Consider the following 17384-nt stretch of genomic DNA (forward strand, 5'->3'; position numbering starts at 1 on the left):
CGGGACCTGACGCACCTCACCCCACGGGCCCCGGAAGTTCAAGCACTCGGGAATTGCGAAGCCGCCACCGGAGCACGCTGATGCCCAACCTGGTGCGGTTGTAACCCGACAGCGGGTCGTAGCCGAGGCAGCGTTCGATCTGCTCGGCCCGGCTCTGCACCGTGCTGTGGTGCAGACCGAGGTCGCGGGCCGCCTGTCTGATCGTCGGTGCTTCGAGGAGCACGCGCACCGTGGACTCCGCCCACGGCGAGTCCATGATCTCGTCGATCAGCGCAGCGTCCGGATCGGTTGTGTCAGATGATTCGGCGAGCAGTTCGACGAGCCCACCGAAGTTTTCCGCCCGCACGAGCCCTTCCTCGGGCGGGCGGCTGAGCCGCAGTGCCACCACGGCTGCCCGCAGTGACCGCGGCAGTTCTCCGATCGACCCGGACGGCCCCAGTCCGGCCGGTGTCACGGCGATGTCCTCGGTGTCGTCGGTCACGATGACCACCTGCAGCGTGCCATGTTCGCTGGTGATGACATCGGTGGGACCGGCGGGTCGTTTCTCGAAGACGGCGAACAGCGGGGCCGCGAGGACTCGATATCCCGAGCCTGGCATCAGCCCGAGGCGAACCGCGGCAGCACTCCGGTCTTCGGGCGTCGCGGCAGGATCGAGGGCGAGCGCCACGTCCCGCGGGGTCTCCAGCTGCTGCCGTTCGAGACCGAATCTCACGCCGATGGCCAGGCCGAATCTCTCAAGGATGAGTTCATCGTTGGGCAAGGCAGCGTCCTCCCGCTCGAGCCAGACCTCGGAATCGTTCGGCAGGGACAGGGCGGCCACCTCGGCGGGTCGGTCTCCCGGAATCGAGACTCCGCCTGAATCGACCCTCAGCTGCCTGCTCCCGTCCCCACTGCGAAAGCCGGCCGGGCAACCGGCCAGAGCCGCGGCAGCGGAGGCGAGGGCATGGGAATTGACCTCGCCGGCCATGAGTTCGTCGAAGCAGGCGATGACGCGCAGACCCAGGCTCGCCTCGGGATCGAGCTTGGCAATCCTGCCGAGCAGCTCCTGCACGTCACCACCTCCTCGTTCGTCCGTCGGTCGACGATTGGCGTTCCACGATTGTCGCCCGACGGTCGCGATTCGCCTCGGTCGCGAATCAGCCTTTCAGAGCATCGTAGACTGCCGTCTCCATCTCGAGGTACCCACCGACGGATTCGGGGTCGGCGAAGGGGAAGATCTGTGTGGCCCAGTACCCGCCGATCTTGTTCTGTCGGTCGAACCAGTAGTAGAGGTTGGCGAGACCCGCCCATGCGGCGGCGCCGGCCGGGCGTCCGGTCGGGGCGTCCTCCTCGTTGATCATGAACGTGTATCCCCAGGTCTTCGGCATGCCGGGGAAGAACTCCGCATCGTTGGACAAGCTCGGGATGACTCCGGGCAGCAGTTTCACCCGAAGATCGCCGAGGTGGTTCTGCGTGGCCATGTCCACCGTTTCGGGGCGGAGGACGACGGTTCCGTCGTCGGCTGCTCCGTCGTTGAGCCACATCCTGATGAACTTCAGGTAGTCATCGACGGTCGAGAAGAGTCCGTGGCCGCCCATCTCCACCTCCGGTTCGGGCAGCATGAAGTCGGTCGCCGCGAGTTCGCCGTCGGTGCGCTGGTGCATCGTGGCCTGCCGCTCCTGCATCGACGCGGTCGGACGGAAGGTGCTGTCGTCCATGCCCAGCGGTTCGAGGACTCGGGTGCGCATCGCCTCACCCAGAGTCTTTCCGGTGATGCCTTCGATGACCTGGCCGGCCCAATCCATGTTCGACCCGTACTCCCACTGGGTGCCGGGGTCGAACAGCAGCGGAGTCTCCAACGCCTTCCTGGTGGCGGTGACGATGCTCGGCTGGCCGTGTTCGCGGGCGAGCCGTTCGTACTTCTCGTTGAAGAAGTCGTAGCTGAAGCCGGCGGTGTGCAGCAGCAGCTGTTTGGTGGTCGGTTCGCTGGCGGGTGCGCGGAGGATCGGTTCTCCGCCGTCGTCGAAACCGTCGATGACCTGCACGTCGGCCAGTCCCGGGGCATAGTCCTTCGCCGGGGCGTCGAGGTCGAGCTCTCCCGACTCCACCAGCTGCAGTGCCACGGTGCCGGTCAGGGCCTTCGTCGTGGAGAAGATCATGAACACGGAGTCCGTGGTCATCGGCTGCGAATCGTCGAGGGAGCGGACTCCTGCAGCAGTGAGACTGATGGTCTCCTTATCGGTGGTCACTCCGGCGACGACGCCTGGGACGCCGCCGCTGTCGACGGTCTTCGTGGCCACGCGGACAACTGCGTCGTTGACAGCTGTGTTCTCAGACATGATGTTCCTTTCAGTCGGCCAGGAGCTTCTCGATCCAGGCCATTCGGGTGCTGATCATTCCTTGCGCAAGGTGTGTATGGGCGGCGAAGATGTCGAAGGCGTGAAAGCCTCCGGGCCACACGTGCAGCTCCGCTTCGCTGCCGTCGTTCCAGAGGGCCGAGGCGTAGGCGACGGCTTCGTCCCGGAAGATCTCGGCCGAGCCCACGTCGATGTACGCGGGCGGCAGATCGGTGAGGTCGTTGGCACGCGATGGTGCGATGTAGGGCGAGACCGCCTCGGTGCGGTAGTCATCGCCGAGCATCGCCTGCCATCCGGTTTCGTTGCTCACCCGATCCCAGACGCCGATGCCGTCGAACTGACGGGTCGACGGTGTGATGCCTCGGTCGTCGAGCATCGGGTAGATGAGCAGTTGGCCCTTGAGCTTCGGTCCGTGCCGGTCGCGGGCCGCCAGCGCCATTCCGGCGGCCAGTCCCCCTCCGGAGCTGGCTCCGGCGACGATGAGTCGGGCGCGGTCGACGCCGAGGGTGTCGGCGTTCTCTGCCGTCCACAGGAGCGCGGCGTACATGTCCTCACGCGCATAGGGGTCTTGGAACTCGGGCGCCAGGCGGTATTCGGGGCAGATGAGGATCGCACCGATCTTCTCGACCCAGTCGAGGTTGAGGCCGAGCGCGCTGAAGCGATCGCCGAACATCAGCCCGCCGGAGTGGGCGTAGACGATCGTCGGTCGTCGTCCGGTGTCCCCGGATCGTCTGAAGACGGAGACGGTGATGGCCTCGCCGAGGTGGCCCGGCACCTGATATTCGGAATGTTCGACCCGACGGCCGCTGAGAGTCTCCGCCAGCGGCTCCGAGGCGTACGAGACTCGCATGAAGTCGATGAGCGAAGGAGTGATGGTCGGCGGAAAGACCCCGCCGATGACGGACAGACTCGCGGCGAGCTCCGCGTCGAATCGTGACCGTCGTTGTGTCATGTCACCAAGTATGCCGACCCCGGCACCGCGGCACCACCGCCAGACCATCGTGCTTTTCGCGCAGTCACCCGACAGTTGTCGGGTGCGCCTCACTTCACCCGATGAACCCCATCACCGACTCCTTGACCTGGAGGATCGCCAAGAATCCGAAGAGTGCCAGGCACACGGTGAGCAGCAGATTCGACCACCACGTGTTGCGCAGACCGGTCGGCACGGATCCGCGGTTGAGGATGACGAGCAGGGCGAGCGCGAGCACCGGCAGGATGAACGCGCTGATCGCAGCGTAGACGAGGACGAGAGTGACGGGCTTGCCGAGCCCCATGATGACCAGCGTTGCCACCGACAGGTAGACGAGCGCGCCGCGGAACTCGACCGACTTCGCCGACATGTCGAAGCGTGCCTCGTCCTGGTGCGGGTAACGCCTGAGCACTCGCAGGCAGTCGGCGGTGACGTAGGCGATGCCGGAGAATCCGCCGAGCACGCTCGTGTACACCACGGCGAGGAAGCTGATGAGGAAGACCATCCGTCCGACGTCACCGATGCGGCTGACCAGACTGTCGGCGATGGCGAACAGTGAGTCGTTGTCCGCGATCGTGAAGCCCTGGCCGTAGAGGATGAAGGCCCCGACCGCACTCATCGCCACGGCGAATACGAAGACGAGGCCGTAGCTGATGACGAGGTCGAGGCGGACGACGGGTTTCCAGTCCGGACTCCGCCAGGACTTCTCCCGGATCCAGAACGAGTACGCGAGGATGCCGGTCGCCCCGCCGACGCCGCCGATGAGCGACATCACCGTGATGATGGACGTGTTCGGGAACGTCGGGACCACGGTCTCGGCGGCGACCTGTTGGGCGCCGTCACCTTGGAAGACGGAGATCGCGAGCGCGATGATGCCGAAGAACATGATGATCCCGAAGCCCATCATCGCCTTTTCGACGAGACCGTAGCGGCCGATGCCCACCAGCACCGAGGCCGAGAGCAGCACGACGACGGCCATCGGCCAGAACGGAAGCACCGGGAAGATCGCCTGGAGGATGTTCGTCGTCACCGCAACGACGCCGGCGCCGAAGAAGAGCCCGACGAGCAGTTCGGCGATGAGGAAGAGCACCGGGAAGGTCCGCCCGCCGAAGCCGGTGAGGTGGGACAGCAGCGACCGGTCCCCGCTCATCTGCAGCCGGGAGACCGCCTCGGAGAGCACGAACTTGAGCACGATGCCTACCGTGAAGACCCAGATGAGCGCGAGACCGTACTCGGCCCCGGAGTTCATCGTCGTGAGCATGTCGGAGGCACCGACGCTGGCGAGCGCGAGCACGATTCCGGGTCCGATGAGCCGCAGGCGACCTCCGAAGGTCACCGGCGCCGAGGTGGCCCCGTCGGTGGTCGTCGATGTGGAGGTGGACATAGGCGGGCTCCGGTCGTTCAGGCTCAGCGGTCGTGCAACGGTCGGGCTCAAGTGTGACTGATCAGCAGCCCTCCGGGACGGGCAGTCTCAACAATCGGGCCCGATGCCCTCCCCGTCGGTGGCGTTCGGCGCAGCAGCCTTGGGCCATGGCACAGCCAGCCTGAGCCCGCAGTATCTGCAGATGTGGCGGGGGCGTCTCGCCGCGATCCGCGCGGACGATGACAAGCAGATCCTCAACTGAGGCCCGCCGAGTCCAACCACTCGGTCGACCGCACCCAATCGGCCGGCAGACGCTCAGTCCTGCCGAGCTCCGAACACCGGGTGGTCGCTGGCGATCGAGATGCGGTTGAACGCGTTGATGAGGATGATCGACCACTCGATCGCCGAGATCTGCTCGGTTGTCAGATGCTGGGCCGCGTCCGCGGCGATCTGGTCGCGATCGGCGGCCTTGTCGAGCACGGTCAGCGACTCGGCGAGGGTCAGGGCCGCGAACTCCTCATCGGTGAAGATCTCAGCCTCGTGCCAGCTGGGCAGCACATCGAGCTTGAGCTGAGAGATCCCGGCATTCCGTGCGGCCGGAGCATGGATGCTCAGGCAGGTGCGGCAGCCGTTGATCTGCGAGACCCGTGTGTTCACGAGTTCGATGAGCCCGTCATCGAGTCCTGCGGCACGCGAGGCCTTCCGCGATGCCGCGGCCGCCTGGGCCATGGCTTTATAGTTCTCCGGGTGGATCTTGTCGATGAAGGGGCGACTCGCGTTGCTCATCGACCCGCTCACGCCTGGCTTTTCACGATGTCGATGTCGGCGCCGGTGGCGTTGCGGTACTTCCCGCCCTGTGCGGTGTAGTCGTCGCCGGCCTCCTGGAGCTTCTTGACGAAGAGCGGGCACACGGGCACCACCGTGATTCCGCGTTCGCGTGAGTCCTCGAGCGCTTCGGCGACGAGGATCTTCGATAACCCACGACCGCCGAACTGTTCATCGACGACGGTGTGATGGAAGATGCGTTCGGTCTCTGCCTCGGGACCTGGCAGGAAATACGCGTGGCCGGCGACGGTGCCGTCGGCGACGGCGATGTCATAGGACCGGGTGGCCTCGTTGATCGACACGGTCACCTCGGCGCCGGTCTTGTCCTCGAATGTCTTCACCATGGCGATAACCCTTTCGTCGTGCTCTGCTGGTACTGGGTGGAGCGGAATTCGCGGCGGTTCTATTCCGCGGGTCCACCTTGAACCTGGGGCGGCGGATTCTTCCGCGGTCTGATCGTGACGTCGGGCAGCCTCGGCGCGGGGAGCCTTCCCATGCCGTCGGCATTGCGGCCGGGCCCACCCTTGCCGACGTAGCCGTCGACGACGCCGAAGCGGTCGCCTTCGGCCTGCCATTCCTCGCGGTAGGCCGCGATCTCCTCGTGGGTGCGGCCGACGAAGTTCCACCACATGACGATCTCTTCGGGGAACGGTTCGCCGCCGAGGAGGATGAGTCGGGCGGGTTCGTCGCTGCGGTTGGCGATGCGCAGCTCTTCAACACCGGTTCCCGTGTAGCCGACCGCCGCGACGGGCAGGTCCACGTTCTCCAGGGCGATATCGCCGGAGTCGACGAGGAGGCCGTGCTCGAATCCCGGGTTCACGGGCAGGTCGATGCTCGCACCGGGGTCGAGGCGGATCTCGGCGCCGAGCAGCGGCGAATGAGTCTGCACCGGAGACTCCGTTCCCCAGAGTTTTCCGAGGAAGACGAGCATCTCTCCGCCGGCGAAGGAGACAGGGGTGGGTTCGAAGTGCTCGAATTCGCGTTCGGGCTGGTGGCGGGTGGCCTCGGGCAGGGCCAGCCACAGCTGGACGCCGTGGAGGGTCGTGGTCTCCTCGGTCGAGACCTCGGCGTGGCAGATGCCGGCGCCGGCGGTCATGAGGTTGACCTCGCCGGGCAGGACGAGGCCGGCGTTGCCGCCGGAGTCGATGTGCTGGATGGCGCCTTCGAACAGCCAGCTCACGGTCTGCAGTCCGGTGTGCGGGTGCGGGGCGACGTCCATGCCGCCGGTGACCGAGACATCGGCGGGTCCGTAGTGGTCGACGAAGCACCAGGGTCCGATGAGGGAGCGCTGCCTCTGCGGCAGGGTGCGGCGCACGATCATCGCCCGCGGCCCGCCGAGCGGAACCTCACGGGAGGTGATGATCTCAACCGGGGAACGTCCCTGCTGGTCACAGGCCGGCCCAGGCAGTCCCCCGGCCTTGCAGACCACTTGATCGGGGCGGGTCTCGACGTTGCTCATGGCCACATCGTAGCCCTCTTCGCGGCGGGCGGGGAGGGGGACAGTTCCGCGGGAATGCGGCTCGCCCGCTCCCCTACTCGACCGGGCGGACCTTCGATACGAGTTCGAAGATCTCGTCGGCCTCGGCATCCGTGAGCCCGGCGAAACCGTCGATGATGATCTCCGCATTCGTCGCGGCCGCCTCGTCGCAGAGCCGCAGTCCCTCCTCGGTCAAGGCGACGAGCACCCCGCGCTGATCCTCCGGGTCGGGCTCCTGCGTGACCAAGCCACGATCCTCGAGCTTGCCGAGCAGTCGACTGAGCGCGCTGCGGCTGATCACGAGGCTGCGCAGCAGGTCTCGATGGCGCACCTGGGCCTCGGGTCGGGCGTTGATGAGCACGTCGAACTCGTTCACGGTCAGCCCGTGCCGGGTCCGGAACTCGTGTACGAACCTCGTATAGAAGTCCTGATACTTCTCCATCATCAGACGCCAGGCCGCGATCTTGATCGGGCCGTTCTGCCTGATCATGCTGCTCACCGGAGTCGTCTTGTCCATCGGTCCGCCCCCGCTCGTCGATGTGTCATGCCACACTTTTGTTGCATAGTCAACAGAATAGTAGTTCAATGATATAACTGGCCCCAGATTCGGGGTCCGTCGACCACCCCTCGGCGTCAGTACCCGGCACATCCCCAACGTACCCCCGGCTGGAGAGATTGAGCAGAGTCGCCCGGACTCCGGTCTCACCCCGGGGGTATCGTGTTGCCGCCGTCGGCCCTTCACCATCGGTTCGAACTCGCCGAGGCGGCTCGCCCGATCCCCGACCGGCTCAGTCTTGCGGGATCCGCTTCCGCCACGGCCACCACACTCCGGGTCCGATGTCGTAGACGAGCGCCGGGACGACGAGCGAGCGCACGAGGATGGCGTCGAGCAGCACGCCGAAAGTGACGATGAAGGCGAGCTGGACGAGGAACATGATCGGGATGACCCCGAGTGCCGCGAACGTCGCCGCAAGCACCACGCCCGCCGAGGTGATCACCCCACCCGTCGCCACGAGCCCCTTGAGCACGCCTGCCCTTGTGCCCACCTTGAGCGACTCCTCGCGCACCCTGGACATAAGGAAGATGTTGTAATCGATGCCGAGCGCGACAAGGAACACGAAGGCATAGAGCGGCACCGAGGGATCGGCGCCCGGGAATCCGATGAGGTGGTTGAACACGAGCGCCGAGACTCCCAGCGCGGTGCCGAAGGACAGCACGGTCAGGACCACGAGCAGCAGCGGCGCGAACAGGGACCGCAACAGCAGGATGAGGATGACCGTGATGACAACCAGGATGATCGGGATCGCCAGGGTCCGGTCCGCCTCGGCGGTATTGTTCGTGTCCAGGTCGACCGCAGTCTGCCCGCCCACCAGCGCATCGGGGTCGACGTCGTGGACGGCCTCGCGGATCTCCGTCACCGTCGTCTCGGCAGCCAGGGAGTCCGCCGCATCGGAGAGGGTGACTTCGAGGAGGACCTGACCGTCGACCTCGGTGGGATCGATCGCCGCCGAGCCGCCGACAGCATCCGGTGCGCCGCTGCCCGGGCCACCCTGCGGGGGCTGGAGCTTTCCGTCCTCGTCGATCCCGATGGTTCCGCTCGGGGAATCCTCAGCGGCCACGGTCATCGAACCGACCCCGCCGAGGCGGCCGACCGCCTCGGCCGCAGTGCTCAGTTCGTTCGCGTCGAGCACGACCTGGGTCGGAGTTCCGGACCCACCTGGGAAATGCTCGGCCAGGACGTCCTGGCCGTCACGAGCCTCGGATTCGCCGAGCACGAACTCGCTCTGCGCGACCCCGGAGGCCTTGAACTGCGGCACCGCGATGAGCGGCAGAGCCAGCAGGATGACGAGTCCGATCCAGATCAGGCGCGGTCGGGCGGCGATACCACCCGCGATCCGGGCCCACATTCCCTTCTTACGGAGCCCCACCTCGGCGGTCGTCACCTGGGGTCGGAACGGCCAGAACACGGCACGACCGATGATGATGAGCGCGGCGGGCAGCAAGGTCAGCGCCGCGAGCATGGCGACGACGATGCCGATGGCCGCGACCGGGCCGAGGGCGCGCGTCGACGCAAGGTCGGTGAGCAGGAGGACCAGGAGGCCGGCGATGACGGTACCTCCGGAGGCCGCGATCGGTTCGGCCACGCCCTTGAGCGCAGCGAGCCCGGCACGAACACGATCCGGCTCGGTGTGCAGGGCATCGCGGAACCGGGCCACGACGAGGAGCGAATAGTCCGTGGTGGCGCCGACGACGAGGATGAACAGGATGCCCTGGACCTGGCCGTTGATGAGCAGGATCCCGGCGTCGGCGAGATGCCAGATGACGAAGATCGACGCGGACAGCGCGGCGACCGAGGTGAAGAGGACGATGACCGGCAGCAGCGGAGAGCGGTAGACGATGACGAGGATGACGAAGACCGCGATGAGGGCGACGAGCAGGAGGATCCCGTCGATGCCGGCGAAGGCCTCGGTGAGGTCGGCGGAGAATCCGGCGGGCCCGGTTACGTAGACATCGGCAACCGTGGCCGGGGTGGCGACGTTGCCGGACTCATCCGGCGTCGCATCGGCGGCATTCGCGGTCGGGAAGGTGTTGGCGATGACGTCTCTGATCTTCTCGACGTCATCGGCGGTGGTGTCGGAGGAGACGGGGAGGATGAGTTGGAGGGCGTCGCCGTCGTCCGAGGGGATGACCGGTGAGGCGTCGGCGGCAAGCAGACCGTCGTCGTCGAGTTCCTTCGCCACGTCGTCGAGGGCCACGGAGTCGTCGTCGGTGAGGCCGTCCGTGTTCTCGAGAACGACGATGGCGGGGACATAGTCGTCGTCACTGAAGCGGTCGATGATCTCCTGTGCTCGGGTCGATTCGGCGGACTCGGGGAGGAATGAGGAACGATCGTTCGTGGCCACCTCGGAGATCTTGCCGAAGTAGGGTCCACCGACTCCGGCAACACCCACCCAGGCGACGAGGAGGATCGCGAAGAGAGCGAGCAGTGCCCCACGGCCGCGGACGGGACCTTTGGAGCGTTGGTTGGGCGCGGCAACCGTGTCGACGCCGTTTGCGTCGTCACCGGCGGGACCGCCTCGGCGAGGGTCGGAGTTCGGCGGCGTCGAGGTCAGAAGGTGACGGGGCATGGTCTCAGGCTACGCCCTTTGACCTTTACCACCTCGCGTTCGAGAGTAGGGGCAGGAGTTTCCATCGAGCGAGGAGCTTCGACAAGCACGTAATGCGCGCTGGCGAAGATGCGCGACGGCAGGTTCGCGCCGCTCGACTTCGCGCCTGGCGGCTGTTGCATCCGAACTCATCACCTTTTGGACAGATCATCGGTTCGCAACCTGATGACCTGTCCAAAAGGTGATGTCAGCCCGCGCCTAAGTTGATGGCGACGTGCACCTGGCGTGATGCGTGTCGACTCCAGCCCGGTTCTGAATGGGGGCGGTGAGCGTTAGATCGTCATGGACTGCCGCTCACTACGCCACTCCCTCAGCCCGAGCAGCACATCGATGACGACGAACCCAACGAGGCTGATGCCCACCAGCGACAGGAACATACCGATCGCGGCGACGACCGCAGCCACTCCCCACCACGGAGCCCCATTCAGCACACCGCGTGCGGGTGCACGCCCGAAGATGATCAAGCGGGCGAAGTCGCCGAGCATGACCGGCAGTCGCTCGGCCCAATAAATCATCGCAATCGTCACGATCCCGGCAACGCAGTGGGCCAGCAGCATCCCCGGCGACGAGTGCGAATGCATCTCTGCCGCAGCGCCGACGGACCCGTCCATGGCAGGCATGACCGTGGAGTCATGGGCCATCTGCATCGCACCACCGGGCGTCGAGTGCATCGCCGCATGGTGAGCTCCATGCGCCTGCGAATGGTGAGAGTGCGAGCCGAGGAGCGCGGCGAGACCGTTGTCGGAGCGTGCCACCGTGTTCGGCGATGCGGAGCCATGCGGAGTGAAGAGGGAGAACAGAAGGTGGAAGAGCGTCTGGCTGATTCCGACGGAGAACGTCAGCCGAGGCAGGGACAGTCGGCGCCCGGACAGGAGGACACAGACGAGGATCGACAGCGCCAGAGGCACGACGACGCCCATCGCGCTCGGAAAGGCTCCCCCGCCGAGGATGTGCGACGTCAGGGCGACAAAGGTCGCGAATGCTGCGGCGAGGGTGCCGCGCAGAGCGCGCCGGTGCCTGACTTCCGTCTCCACGGTGACATCCTCACACAGGTGGGCCCCACCCGAGAGATCGTGCGAAATCGATCCTTGCAACACGCAGTGAACCATAGGTACAGTACCAATATGACTACAGCCCCGCAGACGTCATCGCCCGCCAACGCCCGTACACTCCTGCTCCCTTACGCGCTCGGTCTCGTTGTCGCCATGCTCATCGTGCAGATCGTCATCGCGGCGACCGGAGGAGACGTGACTCTCCTCGCCGGCATACTCACCGCCATCGTCGCTCTCGGAATCGTTGTGTGGCTGTGGCGGAAACTGCCCGTGCTCAAGCGTGTCCGATTCGGCGTGATCATCGCCCATGCCATTGCCTTCGTCGCCGTTACCACCTCTTTCAATCTGCACGCGGTCCTCCGGGTGATGTTCCTCGGCTTCGAGGTCGACGGCGCCGGAGACGCGGCCCACACCCTGCTTGAGAGCTCTTGGTTCGGAGCCACGCTCGTGATGAGCGCCCTGTGGGGGCTCGGACTGCTGGTCCACCTCCTCGGCTCCGTCCTCGGCCGCGGCTGGGAGGACTGAGGATGGCGGCAGAGTCTCCCGACATCGCGACCGGTGAGGCCGGCGATTCGGCCGCACTCACCTCGGAAGAGCGGGAGTGGCTCGACCACCGCGTCGAGTCCTGGGTTGAAACGTACAAGAAGTCGATGCTCACCCCGGTCACGCTCTCCCTCGTCGCCGAGCATCAACCGGCCGAGGTCTCAACCATCGCCGAGTCGGTCACCGGCGCCACCGGGTGGCAGATCACCGAGCGCGGCCTCTACCGTACGGTAAAACGTCTGCAGGATTCCGGCCTGCTGCAGAGCACCGCCGTCGCCGCCCCGCGGACCGGGGCGAAACGCAAACTCCTGGCTCTGACCCCGCTGGGGGCGAGCTTTCTCGACGGAATCAGGGGCAACCTCGTCGAGGTGCCGGGCGGCTGACGATTCTGACGAGATTCACCCCTCCAACAGACCCTTGATGTCCGCGGCCGAGATCACCTCGCTGAATGCGCTGCCGTCGTCCATGAGTGCGGTGAAGAGTTCGGCCTTCTTCGTCTGCAGCGCCAGCACCTTCTCCTCGATCGTGTTCTCGGCGACGAGTCGGTAGACCATGACTCGCCGCGTCTGGCCGATGCGGTGCGTCCGGTCGACGGCCTGATTCTCGGCCGCAGGATTCCACCACGGGTCGAGCAGGAACACGTAGTCCGCCTCGGTGAGGGTGAGGCCGAACCCGCCGGCCTTGAGGCTGATGAGGAACACAGGAGCGTCGCCCTCCCGAAAGGCTTCGATGACCTTCGTCCGATCCGTCGTGGACCCGTCGAGGTAGACGTACTCGATCCCGTTGTCCTCGAGTTCGGTCGCCACCGCGCGCAGGTAGCTCGTGAACTGACTGAACACGAGCGCCCGATGACCCTCGTCGCCGACCTCGCCGAGGTGGCTCATGAGCACACCGAGTTTGCTCGAGGCGATCCCAGAGTCCGCATACTCGGCGACGATCCCCGGATCGAGCGCGAGCATCCGCAGCAGCGTCAGTGACCGGAAGATCGCGAACCGGTTCTTCTCGAACTCCCCGAGGAGGCCGAGCACCTGCTTGCGCTCGCGCTGCAGCACCGTGTCGTAGAGGCGCCGGTGCGCCGGCTCCAGCTCGACCCCGAGTATCTGCTCCTGCTTCTCCGGCAGATCCGCGGCCACGAGATCCTTGGTCCGGCGCAGCATGAATGGCCGCAGCCGCGACCTCAGCCGATCCATCCGCTCGGGAGACTCTCCCGATTCGATCGGGCGGACATAGTCCTCCCTGAAGCGCTTAGCGTTCGGAAACAGTCCCGGCGAGGTGATCGCGGCCAGCGACCACACATCGGTGAGCGAATTCTCCATCGGCGTGCCCGTAATCGCCAGCCGGAACGGCGCCGCGAGTCGCCTCGCCGCGCGGTGCGTCTTCGCCTGGTGATTCTTCATGAACTGGGCTTCGTCGTAGATGAGGCCTGCCCAGTCGAGGGCGGCGAATTCGTCGATGTCGAGACGCATCACCGCATACGAGGTGACGACGACATCGGCACCGGCGACCGCCTCGGCGACGGAGCGCTTGCGCTTCTTCGCGGTCTCTCCCACCGCCGACACGCTCAGGTGCGGGGTGAATTTGCGGGCTTCGAGCACCCAGTTCGCCACCACCGAGGTGGGGGCGACGACGAGGAACGGAGCGTGCTCAGTCTCCCGTTCGCTCCGATCGTGATCGATGAGAGCGAGCGTCTGCAGGGTCTTGCCCAGACCCATATCGTCGGCGAGGATCCCGCCGAGGCGGTGCTGCCGGAGGAACGCCAACCAGCGGAACCCCTCCACCTGGTAGGGCCGCAACTGCGCGTTCACGGTGTCGGGGACGGCCACCTCGGCGATCGTATCGAGGTCCCTCAGCCCGCAGATGAGTTCGGTCCACCTCGGATCGTCGGCGACGTCATCGGCGAGATCCTCGAGTTCGTCGTACAGGGCGGTCTGGTAGCGACTGATCTGCGGATTCTCCGGCGAGAAGCCATCGAGGGCATTCGCCTCGGCGAGGAGTTCACGCAGACGGCCGAAGGCGGGGTTGTCGAGGGAGAAGAACGATCCGTCGTCGAGGATGAGGTGGGATTGCTCTTGGGCGAGCGCGGTGAAGAGTTCGACGAAGGGGATCTCGTGGTCATCGACCGTGATGTCGATGCCGAGGTCGAACCAGTCCGAGTCGTCGGTCGCCTGCGTGCGGAGGCTGACCTGCGGGGTCGCGTCGAGTTCACGGAATTCCGGGGCGTTGTCGCTGTCGGCGAAGGTAACCGTGACGTCATCAAGTTCTTGGATTCGGGGCAGGATCCGGGTGCTGTAGGTGGCGGCGTCGATGCCGGTCAGGATGGTCGATTCCGTTCGGGCGGCGTCGGGGTCGATGGTGCGCAGGCGACGGAGGACGGCGTGCTCAAACTTCTGGTCGCGACCGCGCACCTGGTCGGACAGTTCGCTGCAATGGGGCACCAAGTGGAATGTCCGCTGTGGCGAGTAGTAGGTCCATGACCAGCTCAGACGCATCGTCGGGGTGGATCGGCCCGGGCCGCGGTCGCGCTTGTCTGAGCCGCCTCTGGCGGACCTGCGCTGGTCGGGGTTGTCGTAGCTGATGTGGAGGTTGAGGTGCGGGGACTTCTCGACGGGCAGGTCCACGGATCCGTCGCTGCTGATGACTCGGTCACCGGGACCGCTATTCGCGGCGCCGAGGTCGGACTTCTTCCCGTTCCCGACTCCCCGGATCCCGCCGCGCCTCTCGGGCGACTTCCGCAGCAGCGGGAGGACGCGGTCAATGAAATCTTCGTGCCCTTGTTCGGGGATCCTTGTGGCCGCGGGCCCTTCGAGAAGGGTGCGCTGTGCCTCGGTCATCGGCTCGGTCAGTGGCGCAAGTGTGACCACGGCTTTCGCCGTGCCCACCATGTCCAGGCGGTACACGCCGCCGAGTCCGATAGGCCGGACTTCGTGAGCCTGCACCGGCTGATCGTCGATGACGACTGCGGACTTGAGCACGAGGTCGTCGTCGCTGCGCGTGACATCGAGCTGGAATTCGGCCCGTTGCCCCAGCCGGATTGCGATCTGCTTGTCGGCGCTGACAAGTGGAATGTCGAGGTCAGCAGCCTGACCGAGCAGCTCCCACAGGAAGGGGGAGCCGAAGTCGTCGAGCCGGATCGTTGCCGACGACTGTGCATGGCCGAATCGGCCGAGCCCGTCGTCGAGGGTGACCAGTCGGTAGAACCATTCGAATTGGTCGGCATCGAAGCGCGAGGCATTGAGTCGTGAGGTGAACCAGTGCCAGCCGGCCTGCCCCTTGATCCAGTTGTTCTTCGCTCCAGGGATCAGCGGCCGGACGTGCAGCTGCGGTTCCGCCTCATCAGGGATTTCAGCGGCCTTGAGTCTCGATGGTGACCTATTGAAGTAGCTGCGCTGTGGGGCGCGGTGGAGTTCGAAGCCGAGTGCCACGGTCTCGGGCTGCGCGCTCGGCCGACGCGAGACCTCGATGATGCGGTCAAGCCGCTGTCTCCATTCCGGTACCCGAACCTGTCTGACTGTCGATCGCCCGCCACCGATGATCGCGCCGAAGTCGGAAGGGTCGACACCCCTGACGTGTTCAGTTTCGTCTTCTCCGATCGCGCGACGATAGTCGTCCATGATCGCGGAGGTCCGCTGTTCGAGCATCTGCTGATTGTTGACGATGACCACGGCCACGCAGTGCTTGCAGTCGTAGCCGACCGGACAGGTGCAGACGGTGTCGACGATCTCGCCGGGTCCGCCGTCGTCTAAATCATCAAAGGTGATCGTGGTCTGATACAACCCCGCGGAGCCGGCCACATCGGCGACGAGCTGCCGGTCGGATTCGTGCCAGAGGATCCGCAGCACCTGCCCTTTGTGCGCATAATCGGTGCCGCGCGCGAAGGTTCCGGGGTCGACGAAGGCCTTCAGCTCGTCCCTCGGCACGATGGTCATGGCTCGGTCCATGCCACCAGTCTTTCATCTGCTGCTGACACACGCGGTCAGCCGACAGCGGAGAGGGCCCAGCCTCACATCTCTTCGTGCGTGAGCGGGTCCCGGTCTTTCATCCGACCGCGCTCGAGTCCGGAGATCGCGGCCACCTCGGCGGGGGTGAGGGCGAAGTCGAAGACGGCGGCATTGGACCGCTGGCGTTCGGGGTTCGCCGACTTCGGGATCGGGATGGACCCGACCTCGATATGCCAGCGCAGGACCACCTGGGCCGGGGTGACACCGTGGGCGGCGGCCGCCTCGGCGATGGGGGTTTCGTCGAAGAGCCCCTGGTCACGGTAGAGCGGGGACCAGCTCTCGGTCTGTACGCCGATGGAGCGGTGGAAGGCGATGAGATCGGCCTGCGGGAAATACGGGTGGAGCTCGACCTGGTTGACGGCGGGGGTGACCCCGGTTTCGTCGATGAGTTCGGTGAGCATGTCCTCGGTGAAGTTCGAGACGCCGATGGACTTCACGAGCCCGCGCTCGCGCAGTTCGATGAGCCCGCGCCAGGTGTCGACGTACTTGCCCACGCTGGGATTGGGCCAGTGGATGAGGTGGAGGTCGAGGTAGTCGAGGCCGAGCCGGGCCAGGGACTCCTCGGTGCTCGCGATCGCCTCGTCGAATCCGTGGTGACGGCCGGGGATCTTCGAGGTGACGAAGAGGTCCTCGCGTGGGGTGACGGTGTTCGCGATGGCCTCACCGACCTCGCGCTCGTTCTCGTAGTTCACCGCGGTGTCGAGGAGTCGGTAGCCCGCGTTGTCGACGGCGTTCACGATCGCGTCGACGCCTTCCTCGCCTTTCATCGCGTAGATGCCGAGCCCGAGCTGCGGGATCGCGCGTCCGTCGTTGAGATCGAAGGTGGGCATGATGGCTGGGTTGGTGTCGTCATAGGAGCTGGCCATGGTTCCACCCTATGACCGCCGAGGTGGCGCTGGCCAGGGTGTTCCCCATGAGTTTGGACAGGGGATGGTGGGTGAAAGCTCCCTGTGAGATCCCCCGCGAAGGCACTGCCGCGGGTTTTCACAAAGCAGCTTGGGCTAGCGTGGTCGCATGGAGACCAACGCGCGAGCCGCGGAGCGGAGATTCCTTCGCCGTATTCGCAGGCTTTCGCGGTGGCAAGTGGCCTTTCTGCTGCCGAGCGCCGGATTGGTGGTCGCCGCACTGCTCCACTTCGCGCATCGGGTGACCTCGGCGAGCTTCGAGGACTCCGGGGCCACCTCGGCGCTGTTCATGCTCTCATTGGCCATCGGCGCTCTGAGTGTCGCGGTGTTCCTCGGTGTGATGCTCACGTACGTGGCGACTCGGTTGGCCGAACTTTATCGATCGCCGTTCGCCGAACCCGGTCAAGATCGGTGGCCGCTGCGGCTCATCGCGGTCGGAGTCTTCGTACTGCCGCTCATGATGTTCGGCCAGTATTTTCAGTGGTACGCGGCGTCTGATGGTTTTGAGATCTGCCCGGAGTCCGTCAGCGGCAACGATGTGCTCGGATTCTCCGTCACCGCCGACTATCTCCCGCCGAGCCTGACCTGCTCAGGCGACACCGTCACCGGCCAGGAGTTCTCCGTGACACAGTACGGGTTCCCCTTCTACGGGTTCCTCGCCGGGCTGGTCCTGGCGGCGGCGGGGTTGGCCGTGCTCATCATCGTCAGGGTGCGGCCGCGGAGGCGAAAGTGCGCTGAGGTGTGAGGT

At 65.8% G+C, this 17384-nt stretch carries 16 protein-coding genes; 4 read left to right on the plus strand and 12 right to left on the minus strand.

Translation table 11 applies throughout. The features are described from left to right. Positions 1-16: 16 nt before the first annotated feature. The 4 genes from HK353_RS07755 to HK353_RS07770 form a co-directional block, all read right to left on the minus strand. Complete coding sequence (locus HK353_RS07755) at positions 17-1051, minus strand: helix-turn-helix domain-containing protein (RefSeq protein ID WP_173154828.1); 1035 nt, start codon at positions 1049-1051, stop codon at positions 17-19. An 85-nt stretch (positions 1052-1136) separates the two neighbouring features. Next, positions 1137-2318 carry a methyl acetate hydrolase AcmB gene (acmB, locus tag HK353_RS07760; protein ID WP_173154831.1) on the minus strand — a complete coding sequence of 394 codons (1182 nt, stop codon included), beginning with the start codon at positions 2316-2318 and terminating at the stop codon, positions 1137-1139. Positions 2319-2328: 10 nt separating this feature from the next. After that, entirely contained in the window at positions 2329-3288 is a 960-nt protein-coding gene (locus HK353_RS07765) for an alpha/beta hydrolase (protein WP_173154834.1), read from the minus strand. Positions 3289-3382: 94 nt separating this feature from the next. After that, positions 3383-4690, minus strand: a complete 1308-nt coding sequence (locus HK353_RS07770; RefSeq protein ID WP_173154837.1) for an Nramp family divalent metal transporter — start codon at positions 4688-4690, stop codon at positions 3383-3385. A gap of 103 nt (positions 4691-4793) precedes the next feature. Between HK353_RS07770 and HK353_RS07775 the strand changes: the two genes are divergently transcribed. Then, complete coding sequence (locus HK353_RS07775) at positions 4794-4931, plus strand: hypothetical protein (RefSeq protein WP_173154839.1); 138 nt, start codon at positions 4794-4796, stop codon at positions 4929-4931. A gap of 53 nt (positions 4932-4984) precedes the next feature. Here the strand turns inward: HK353_RS07775 and HK353_RS07780 are convergent, their stop codons facing one another. The 6 genes from HK353_RS07780 to HK353_RS17285 all read right to left on the minus strand — a co-directional run bounded on the left by HK353_RS07780 (position 4985) and on the right by HK353_RS17285 (position 11172). Next, the gene (locus tag HK353_RS07780) at positions 4985-5455 is read right to left on the minus strand and encodes a carboxymuconolactone decarboxylase family protein (protein ID WP_173154842.1); all 471 of its coding nucleotides are present in this window, start codon (positions 5453-5455) and stop codon (positions 4985-4987) included. 8 nt (positions 5456-5463) lie between these two features. Next, positions 5464-5838, minus strand: coding sequence for a GNAT family N-acetyltransferase (locus tag HK353_RS07785; protein WP_173154845.1), 375 nt, complete (start codon positions 5836-5838; stop codon positions 5464-5466). 59 nt (positions 5839-5897) lie between these two features. Then, on the minus strand, positions 5898-6953 hold the full coding sequence (locus HK353_RS07790) for a pirin family protein (RefSeq protein WP_173154848.1): 1056 nt from the start codon (positions 6951-6953) through the stop codon (positions 5898-5900). Positions 6954-7026: 73 nt separating this feature from the next. Beyond that, positions 7027-7524 carry a MarR family transcriptional regulator gene (locus HK353_RS07795; RefSeq protein WP_173154851.1) on the minus strand — a complete coding sequence of 166 codons (498 nt, stop codon included), beginning with the start codon at positions 7522-7524 and terminating at the stop codon, positions 7027-7029. A gap of 235 nt (positions 7525-7759) precedes the next feature. Then, positions 7760-10099: an MMPL family transporter gene (locus tag HK353_RS07800; RefSeq protein WP_173154854.1), complete on the minus strand. Its 2340-nt coding sequence runs from the start codon at positions 10097-10099 to the stop codon at positions 7760-7762. A gap of 311 nt (positions 10100-10410) precedes the next feature. Beyond that, entirely contained in the window at positions 10411-11172 is a 762-nt protein-coding gene (locus HK353_RS17285; protein WP_173154856.1) for a hypothetical protein, read from the minus strand. Positions 11173-11262: 90 nt separating this feature from the next. Here HK353_RS17285 and HK353_RS07810 point away from each other — a divergent pair, with 90 nt between their 5' ends. Next, the gene (locus HK353_RS07810) at positions 11263-11715 is read left to right on the plus strand and encodes a hypothetical protein (protein ID WP_173154859.1); all 453 of its coding nucleotides are present in this window, start codon (positions 11263-11265) and stop codon (positions 11713-11715) included. Between the two features lie 2 nt (positions 11716-11717). Next, on the plus strand, positions 11718-12116 hold the full coding sequence (locus HK353_RS07815; RefSeq protein WP_173154862.1) for a helix-turn-helix transcriptional regulator: 399 nt from the start codon (positions 11718-11720) through the stop codon (positions 12114-12116). 15 nt (positions 12117-12131) lie between these two features. Here the strand turns inward: HK353_RS07815 and HK353_RS07820 are convergent, their stop codons facing one another. Together HK353_RS07820 and HK353_RS07825 are read right to left on the minus strand one after the other, a co-directional pair. Next, the gene (locus tag HK353_RS07820; protein ID WP_173154865.1) at positions 12132-15671 is read right to left on the minus strand and encodes a DEAD/DEAH box helicase; all 3540 of its coding nucleotides are present in this window, start codon (positions 15669-15671) and stop codon (positions 12132-12134) included. A gap of 62 nt (positions 15672-15733) precedes the next feature. Next, positions 15734-16597: an aldo/keto reductase gene (locus HK353_RS07825; RefSeq protein WP_173154868.1), complete on the minus strand. Its 864-nt coding sequence runs from the start codon at positions 16595-16597 to the stop codon at positions 15734-15736. Positions 16598-16814: 217 nt separating this feature from the next. Between HK353_RS07825 and HK353_RS07830 the strand changes: the two genes are divergently transcribed. Next, entirely contained in the window at positions 16815-17381 is a 567-nt protein-coding gene (locus HK353_RS07830; protein ID WP_173154870.1) for a hypothetical protein, read from the plus strand. Positions 17382-17384 lie beyond the last annotated feature (3 nt).

It is taken from the genome of Brevibacterium permense, assembly GCF_013280495.1.
Classification (GTDB): domain Bacteria; phylum Actinomycetota; class Actinomycetes; order Actinomycetales; family Brevibacteriaceae; genus Brevibacterium; species Brevibacterium permense.

What these genes read in the sequence shown, in the direction of transcription:
- acmB (WP_173154831.1), bottom strand. Translation starts at nt 2,318, where the DNA reads ATGTCTGAGAACACAGCTGTCAACGACGCAGTTGTCCGCGTGGCCACG.
- HK353_RS07765 (WP_173154834.1), bottom strand. Translation starts at nt 3,288, where the DNA reads ATGACACAACGACGGTCACGATTCGACGCGGAGCTCGCCGCGAGTCTG.
- HK353_RS07770 (WP_173154837.1), bottom strand. Translation starts at nt 4,690, where the DNA reads ATGTCCACCTCCACATCGACGACCACCGACGGGGCCACCTCGGCGCCG.
- HK353_RS07775 (WP_173154839.1), top strand. Translation starts at nt 4,794, where the DNA reads ATGCCCTCCCCGTCGGTGGCGTTCGGCGCAGCAGCCTTGGGCCATGGC.
- HK353_RS07780 (WP_173154842.1), bottom strand. Translation starts at nt 5,455, where the DNA reads ATGAGCAACGCGAGTCGCCCCTTCATCGACAAGATCCACCCGGAGAAC.
- HK353_RS07785 (WP_173154845.1), bottom strand. Translation starts at nt 5,838, where the DNA reads ATGGTGAAGACATTCGAGGACAAGACCGGCGCCGAGGTGACCGTGTCG.
- HK353_RS07790 (WP_173154848.1), bottom strand. Translation starts at nt 6,953, where the DNA reads ATGAGCAACGTCGAGACCCGCCCCGATCAAGTGGTCTGCAAGGCCGGG.
- HK353_RS07800 (WP_173154854.1), bottom strand. Translation starts at nt 10,099, where the DNA reads ATGCCCCGTCACCTTCTGACCTCGACGCCGCCGAACTCCGACCCTCGC.
- HK353_RS07810 (WP_173154859.1), top strand. Translation starts at nt 11,263, where the DNA reads ATGACTACAGCCCCGCAGACGTCATCGCCCGCCAACGCCCGTACACTC.
- HK353_RS07815 (WP_173154862.1), top strand. Translation starts at nt 11,718, where the DNA reads ATGGCGGCAGAGTCTCCCGACATCGCGACCGGTGAGGCCGGCGATTCG.
- HK353_RS07820 (WP_173154865.1), bottom strand. Translation starts at nt 15,671, where the DNA reads ATGGACCGAGCCATGACCATCGTGCCGAGGGACGAGCTGAAGGCCTTC.
- HK353_RS07825 (WP_173154868.1), bottom strand. Translation starts at nt 16,597, where the DNA reads ATGGCCAGCTCCTATGACGACACCAACCCAGCCATCATGCCCACCTTC.